Annotated in this window: 6 protein-coding genes; 3 read left to right on the plus strand and 3 right to left on the minus strand. The window is 57.9% G+C overall.

What is annotated here, in order from left to right:
* The 3 genes from AB5164_RS01265 to uvrA form a co-directional block, all read right to left on the minus strand.
* Positions 1 to 246: lipid II flippase MurJ (locus AB5164_RS01265; protein WP_368147736.1), on the minus strand; the 246-nt coding region annotated here is incomplete at its 3' end.
* A 105-nt stretch (positions 247 to 351) separates the two neighbouring features.
* Complete coding sequence (gene ybaK, locus AB5164_RS01270; RefSeq protein ID WP_006236166.1) at positions 352 to 852, minus strand: Cys-tRNA(Pro) deacylase; 501 nt, start codon at positions 850 to 852, stop codon at positions 352 to 354.
* A gap of 132 nt (positions 853 to 984) precedes the next feature.
* Positions 985 to 3,864, minus strand: a complete 2,880-nt coding sequence (gene uvrA / locus AB5164_RS01275) for an excinuclease ABC subunit UvrA (protein WP_346979575.1) — start codon at positions 3,862 to 3,864, stop codon at positions 985 to 987.
* A gap of 193 nt (positions 3,865 to 4,057) precedes the next feature.
* On the opposite strand from uvrA, the gene AB5164_RS01280 reads away from it, so the two are divergent.
* The 3 genes from AB5164_RS01280 to AB5164_RS01290 all read left to right on the plus strand — a co-directional run.
* The gene (locus AB5164_RS01280; RefSeq protein WP_368142253.1) at positions 4,058 to 6,211 is read left to right on the plus strand and encodes an LTA synthase family protein; all 2,154 of its coding nucleotides are present in this window, start codon (positions 4,058 to 4,060) and stop codon (positions 6,209 to 6,211) included.
* Positions 6,212 to 6,356: 145 nt separating this feature from the next.
* Positions 6,357 to 7,187 (plus strand): Mrp/NBP35 family ATP-binding protein, encoded by an 831-nt coding sequence (locus tag AB5164_RS01285; protein WP_055310500.1) that lies wholly within the window; start codon positions 6,357 to 6,359, stop codon positions 7,185 to 7,187.
* Positions 7,188 to 8,173, plus strand: a 986-nt coding sequence (locus AB5164_RS01290) for an NAD(P)/FAD-dependent oxidoreductase (protein ID WP_368147738.1), incomplete at its 3' end; no start/stop codon positions are given. It abuts the gene before it with no gap.

Below are 8,173 nucleotides of genomic sequence, written 5' to 3' on the forward strand. Positions count from 1 at the left end.
ACCCTGCTCACGCCTCACGCCCATGTACACGGGCAAAAACGCCGTCACGAGCATGCCGCCCATCACGAGTTCGTAGAGCATATTGGGCAGGTTGTTGGCGACCTGATAGGAGGACGAGAGTAGCGACATGCCAATAGCGGCCGCCATTGCCCACGTTCGGATAAAACCGGTAACGCGAGACACGATGGTCAGGATGGTCATAAGCCCGGCGGAACGACCAACCGTGGAGTAGTCCGACGAGCCCATGTCGTCAGTGTCATCTCGAGACGAAGAAGCTTCGGATGAGGGCGTCTGAGGCGCAGATTCTTTTGCAAAATGAGCTCCGCACTTCAATTCTTCCTGCGGCATCGCTCAGTCCTCTCTCGTAATCGCGGCAACCGTCGCCCCGCAAAATGCAATTAAATCATCGGGTGCAAGCTCGAGCTGATAACCACGCTTGCCTCCCGAAATAAAAATGGTATCCCAAAGGACGCATGTCTCATCAATGAGCGTCCGGTAGCGTTTTTTCATACCGACCGGGCTGCAGCCGCCACGAACGTAGCCAGTCGCCGCAAGCAAATCCTTCACATGCATCATGGCCAAGGACTTCTCCCCCGCGGCACGCGCGGCGGACTTTAGATCGAGCTCGTCGGCAACAGGGATGCAGCACACGACATAGTCGTTGGACGGTGTCACGCAGACCAAAGTCTTAAATCCTTGACCGGGCTCCTCGCCAAGCTGCTCCGAAATCGCAACCCCCAGGCCCACCGACTCATCACCATCGTCTTCGTACGTATGTAGAACATAGGAAATGCCGGCGCTTTCCAGCTCGCGCATCGCATTGGTTTTTGGCGTCTTTACAGCCTTTGCCATGACATATCCTTTCCCTCGCATTCGGACGCAAGGATTAAGTATATGTCCAATTCGACTGCATACGTCACTTCGGCACAGCAAGCGCCATCGAATCACAAGGAGTCGATGGCGCCCATAAACTGAATCGCCTATTTATTGAGCATCAAGTTGAGCCTGGCGCTCCCGGTCACGCCTGAGCAACGGCGCCAAAAACTTGCCCGTATAACTCTGCGGACAGTCCGCAACCTGCTCCGGTGTGCCCGAAACCACGACGGTTCCGCCGCCGTTACCGCCCTCGGGACCCATATCGATCAGGCGGTCGGCAACCTTGATGACATCAAGGTTGTGCTCAATCACCAGCACCGTGTTGCCCGCATCGACCAAGCGCTGCAGCACATCGAGCAGCTGGCGGACGTCCTCAAAATGAAGGCCGGTCGTCGGTTCGTCCAAAATATAGAACGTCTTGCCCGTCTGGCGTCGATGAAGCTCCTTGGCGAGCTTCACACGCTGCGCCTCGCCGCCCGAGAGCGTCGTGGCGGGCTGGCCCAGGCTCACGTAGCCTAAGCCTACATCGTACAGCGTCTGGAGCTTGCGCTTAATCTGCGGGATATTCCCAAAGAAGGCCAGCGCCTCGGTGACGCTCATGTCGAGCACGTCCGAGATGGTCTTGCCACGGTAGGTGACCTCGAGTGTCTCGCGGTTGTAGCGTTTACCGCCGCAGGCTTCGCAGGGAACGTAGATATCGGGAAGGAAGTGCATCTCGATCTTGATCTGTCCGTCGCCCTTGCACGCCTCACAGCGCCCGCCACTCACATTAAAGGAGAAACGACCCGGCGAGTAGCCGCGCGCCTTCGACTCCGGCGTACTCGCAAACAGCGCGCGAAGATCATCCCACAGGCCGATATAGGTAGCAGGGTTGGAACGCGGCGTGCGGCCAATCGGCGACTGGTCGATATCGATAACCTTATCGATACACTCGATGCCCTCGATTTTCTTATACGGACCCACAGGGCGCGTCGAACGGTGAATGACATTCGTAAGGGCAGGCGCAATGGTGTCGGTAACCAGGGAGCTCTTGCCCGATCCCGACACGCCGGTAACAACCGTAAGCGTACCAAACTCGATCTTGGCGGTAACGTTTTTGAGGTTGTTGGCTCGAGCGCCCGTAATTTTAAGGCAGCCGCGACCGGGCTTGCGCCGTTCATCAGGCACCCGAATCATTCGTTTACCGGTCAGGTAAGCGCCCGTCATCGACTCAGGACACGCCATGATATCGGCAGGCGTTCCCGCCGCGACTACGTGCCCGCCGTTGACGCCGGCTCCGGGCCCCATGTCGATCACGTAGTCGGCGGCACGGATTGTATCCTCGTCGTGTTCGACAACGATAACGGTATTGCCGATATCGCGCAGGCGCTCGAGCGTCTTAATCAGGCGCTCGTTGTCACGCTGATGAAGACCGATCGAGGGCTCGTCCAGAATATAGAGCACGCCCATGAGACCCGCGCCAATCTGCGTTGCCAGTCGAATACGCTGTGCCTCGCCACCGGAAAGCGTCGCCGAGGCACGATCGAGTGTCAGATAGTCGAGTCCAACATCGACCAGAAAACGCAAGCGCTCCAGGATTTCCTTGACGATACGGCCGCCGATAAACTGTTGGCGCTCGGTGAGTTCCAGGCCCTCAAAAAACTCGAGCGACTCACGGCACGACAGGCAACAAACCTCGTAAATGGACTTGCCGCCCACGGTGACGGCGAGCATCTCAGGGCGCAAACGAGCGCCGTGGCAGCTCGAGCACGGCTCCTCGCGAATGTACTTCTCCAGGCGCGCCTTGGTGTTCTCGTTCGTCGTCTCGGTATAGCGTTCGTACAGGATGTTGCGAACGCCCGAAAACTTGGTATCCCACTGGCTGCGACGTCCGTCGAGCTTTTGGTAGTCGACCGAGATCTTCGTATCGCCCAGGCCATCCAAAAATGCACGACGCACGCGAGGGGGCAAGTCCTCCCACGGCGTATCGGCGCTCACCTTAAAGTGTTTGCAGACCGCAGCAAAAATCTGCGGATAGTAGTTCGAATTGCCAAACAGGCTACCAAAGACTCCGTCGGCAATGGACTTCGAGGGATCCTCAATCAGCGCCTCGGCATCAACGGTTTTCTTAAAGCCCAGGCCGTCGCACTCAGGACATGCGCCATAGGGCGCGTTGAACGAGAAATCACGCGGCTGCAGGTCATCGATGGAGTGTCCATGCTCCGGGCACGCTAACGCCAGCGAATACTCCAGCAACTCGCCTTCGGTCCCCTCGGGAGCGTCGCGGTCGGGCAGCAAGTATACGTTCACATTGCCGTGCGCCAGCGCAGTCGCTTGTTCAACGGACTCGGCAATACGGCCCAGCGAGTTCTCGCGAATCACGATGCGGTCGACTACGACCTCGATATCGTGCTTGAACTTTTTGTCCAGATCGATCGGGTCGTCGAGCGAGCGCACTTCGCCGTCAACGCGCACGCGGCTAAAGCCCTCGGCGCGAAGGTCCTCAAACAGTTTGGTGTACTCGCCTTTTCGCCCGCGCACCACCGGTGCCAGCACAAACGCGCGGCGGCCCTCCCCCGCCGCCAAGACCTTGTCGGCAACCTGGTCGGTCGTCTGGCGCTCAATGACGCGGCCGCATTCGGGACAGTGCGGGGTGCCCACACGAGCGAACAGCAGGCGCAGATAGTCATAAATCTCGGTTACGGTGCCAACCGTCGAGCGAGGGTTTTTAGACGTCGTCTTTTGGTCGATCGACACCGCCGGCGAAAGGCCGTCGATTGAATCCAAGTCGGGTTTGTCCATCTGGCCCAAGAACTGGCGCGCATAGCTCGAAAGGCTCTCGACGTATCGACGCTGGCCCTCGGCATAGATAGTGTCAAATGCCAGCGAGCTCTTGCCCGAGCCAGAAAGACCGGTAATGACCACGAGTTGGTCACGCGGAATGGAAACATCGATATCACGGAGGTTGTGCTCACGAGCGCCGCGAATAACGATAGAAGAATCAGACATGGAAGCTCCTTGCCTCCTATTGCATCGAATCATACTGCCGATGAGTTTAGCGCACTCGACGCGCACAGATGTTCGTAATACAAGATTCGCAGACCTTTAGCTTTGCGTATCGGGTGCTTTGTTTCTCGAAATGCCGTGGAAAGGTTACGGTAATCTAATACTGAACTTAATTTGCTGTAACAGAGGAACGTCCATGACCGAAGATATCCCCCTTGAAATCACTTCGAGCGACATGGCCAATCTGCCCATATTCATCGCCGTCCTTATCGTGGCCATCGTCGTGGTGCGCGTATATTTTTCAATCAAACACAATGAAAAGCCGCCCATTGCCCGCGTCTTTTGGTGCGCGACGCTCCTCATCCCGCTCGGCATGGTAGCTGCATGGATTACGAATCAATTGCTCGTAAATGAGGACAATTCCCTATGGGTCCTTTCTTATTCGGCGCTCGGTGCTACCGCCGTCATACTTCTTGTCGAGCCCTTGGTTTCGGGACTTATCGACCAAACCGATCTTGCGACGGGAACGGTTGCCTGTATTTGCCGTGACATCCTTGTCATCGCCGCTGTTTCAGCGCTCTCGTTCGTTTCACTCGAAATTGCCTGTAACGAAACGTTCTATCGCATTCCCGCCAACTCATTCGGGTTTTCCGTCGGGCTGCTCGCGACGGTTCTGCTCTCCCTTTATTTGCTGGGACAGCGTCATGGAGGCGTCATGGCCCTCGTGCCCGTCGCCTGTTGCATCCTTGGCATTGCCGAGCACTTCGTCATAACGTTTAAAGGCGAGGCCATCCTGCCAAGCGATATCTTGGCCCTTGGCACCGCAATGGAAGTGAGCGAGGGATACGAGTTTACCTTTACCGCCGGAATCGTAACCTCTCTCGCCCTGCTGGAGATTTCCCTGGGGCTTCTTTCGCTTATCCGACCGAGAAAGCTCCGTACGCCCACCCATGTCTTCCCCGCAATCGCCGCTAACCTCTGCGCTTTTCTGCTAGTGACCGTTGTGGGGCTCTCGGGCTTTTCCAGCATCGACTTGGAGCAGGCGCTGAATTTTGGATTTGACCGTTGGCAGCCCATCACCACGTATGCGTCTCAGGGTTTTATCACTTCGTTCACCGAAATGGTCAACGAGTTGCCCATTGAGAAGCCCGAAGACTATACGCCCGATGAGGCGCAGAGCATCGAGCAGGAGCTCGCCGCCGCCTACGACAGCACGTATGGCTCGAGCGAGCAGCGCGCGGCTGCCGTTGCCCAGTTCAATGAAATCAAGCCGACGATTGTTGCCGTCATGAACGAGAGTTTTAGCGACCTTTCGTGCTTTGAGCAGCTCCAGGCGGCCGGGTACACCGGCCCCGCATTCTACAACTCGCTTCCCGACACACTTGTTCGCGGCACCATGCTCGCTTCGGTCGCCGGTGGCGGAACGGCGAACTCCGAATTCGAATTTTTGACCGGAGCGACAACGGCCTTTGTCGGATTAGGCAAAATCCCCTATCAGCTATATCAGATGAATGGTGTCAACAGTCTGGCAAAGGACCTTAAGGAGCTTGGGTATACCGCTACCGCTATGCACCCGCAAAACCCCGTCAACTACCATCGAGATAAAATCTATCAGCAGCTGGGCTTTGGAGACTTTCTTTCGATCGGCGATTTCGAAGGTGCGCCCTGTTACCATGCCGGCGTATGCGACTACGCCACCTATGACAAGATACTCGACCTGCTGAGGACCGACGACGCTCCGCAGTTCATCTTCGATGTCACGATGCAAAACCATGGCGGATACGATGTCGGCACCGTTCCCGCCGAAGAGCTGACAAACTATTGGGTCGAGGGAGCCAGCGAGGGCGCCAATAGCGCGCTCAACACCTATCTCACCTGCATCAACGCATCCGACCGGGACCTCGAGTACTTTATCAACGAGCTCCGCAATATCGGCAGACCGGTTGTCCTTGTCTTTTTTGGCGACCATCAGCCGAGCGCCGCAACGACTCTCAACGACGAGCTGTACCCTCAGGAAGATACGGCAAGCCACGCTTTCCGTATCTATCAGTCGACATATTTTGTCTGGGCTAACTATGAAATCGCCGGCAATACCGAGCTCAACGTCTACGACACCGTCGGGACAAACGAGATTGCAGCCATTACCCTTAATAAGATCGGCGCCCCGCTCACCGACTATCAAAAGGCTCTGCTTGCAACAAGGTCAGATGTGCCCACCATCAATGTCGCCGGCTACCTTGGTGCCGACGGGCTGCGCTACGACTTGGAATCTGAAGACAGCCCATACGCCTCGACGATCGACAAGCTGCAGCGCATGCAATATCTCGAGTTCGCCAGCAAAGTTCAGTAAGCCCGCCCATTCGCTTGGACCCATCGTATTGCAAGCAAGCTCGGCCCAAATGCATCGCAAATGACTCCCGCTCGCAAACGAGGGTACAATGACGCTCGTGTCACATCACGGGGCCCCAGCCCCAACATATACAAAGGAGTCATACATGGGTTGCGAGCACGCACAGGCCGCCGGCGGACAAACGTCGCCGTCGCAATTTGAGGAGAACACGCTGTCCGAGGTCAAACGCGTCATCGCCGTACTTTCCGGCAAGGGCGGTGTCGGCAAGTCGTTTGTCACTGGTGCCATCGCCACCGAGCTTGCCCGTCACGGCCACAAGGTCGGCGTCCTCGATGCCGACATCACCGGTCCCTCTATCCCCAAGATGTTCGGTATGAGCGGACGCCACGTCCATGCCCTTGGCAACCTTATGCTGCCCGAAATCTCCGAGCACGGCGTCAAGGTGATGAGCTCCAACCTTCTGCTCCAAAACGAGACCGACCCCGTCCTTTGGCGCGGTCCGGTCATCGCAGGCGCCATTAGGCAGTTCTGGAGCGAGACCTCATGGGGCCCCATCGACTACCTGCTGGTCGACATGCCTCCGGGAACAGGCGACGTCGCTCTCACCGTCTTCCAGTCACTGCCCGTCGACGGCATCGTCATCGTCACGAGCCCGCAGGATCTGGTCTCGATGATCGTCGCCAAGGCGGTCAACATGGCCGAGAAGATGAACGTCCCCATTCTGGGCATCGTCGAAAACATGAGCTATATTGAGTGCCCCGACTGCGGCAAGAAGATCGAGGTCTTTGGCAAGAGCAAGCTCCCCGAGGTCGCAGAACGCTATAACCTCGACATCTTGGGCACGCTTCCCATCAATCCGTCACTCGCCGAGGCCTGCGATAAGGGCGAGGTCGAGACCGCGCTGCCCGATGGCATGTTGCCCAAGGCAGTCTCTGCCGTCGAGGCCATTACCCCGCACGAGACCGACGAGGCCTAAGTGAACACGAGCGCCTTCTATGACGTCCTGGTAATCGGCGGCGGGGCTTCAGGCCTCGCCGCCGCCATTACGGCCGCACGTGCTGGCAAAAGCGTCTGCATCGTTGAGTGCGATGTCGCCTGCGGCCTTAAGCTCCTTGCGACCGGCAACGGCCGCTGCAACCTCTCCAACGAATCGATTGATCCACAGCGGTATAACCACCCCGCATTCGTTGAATCCGTTATGGGCCCCCGGCCCGAACAAGAGCTTATGGGTTTCTTCTCCTCGCTGGGCATCATGACAACCTCCGAGGAAGGCCGGCTGTACCCGCGCTCCCTTCGCGCCGAATCGGTGCGCGACGCGCTTCTCAACGTTTGCGACCGCCTAGGTATCACCTTAATCTGCGGAGCCAACGTTGCCTCGGCGCACAAAGCTTCCGAAGGCTGGACACTCCAAATAGACCGTCCAGCGCGGGCACTCAAGGCAAAGAAGCACGACGACCGAAAATCGGAGCTCCGCTCGCTTCGGAAAGCGCTCACCGATGTCCCTCGCAAGAACGAGGCCCTGGAGGCACATGCCGTAATTATCGCCACGGGCGGCAACCCCACCGGTATCGCCGATACGTTTGGCCTCCCCCTCACCTCGCTGCGCCCCATCCTCTGCCCCGTATCGGCAACGGTCGTTGGCGATCGGGCGGCACTCAAGACGTTGGATGGTCTGCGCGTCCGCGCCCGCTTGACGCTCACCCGTAACCATAGTGAGCTCTGGCACGAAGACGGTGAAGTACTGTTTCGAGCCTTCGGCATCTCGGGCGTCGCTGTCTTCAACCTCTCCCGTCGTATCCAGCGCGGTGATACGATCCTGCTCGACGTTTTCCCCGACCTCTCCAAAGACGAGCTGCTCGATATGCTCAACCGGCGCGTTGAGCTGCTCGGCGGCTTTTCGCCCCGCGATCCCCGTTGGCTCGACGGCATGCTCGCCCCGCAACTCTCCCGCGTCGTCTGCAC

The organism is Collinsella aerofaciens (assembly GCF_040915425.1).
Classification (GTDB): domain Bacteria; phylum Actinomycetota; class Coriobacteriia; order Coriobacteriales; family Coriobacteriaceae; genus Collinsella; species Collinsella aerofaciens_BW.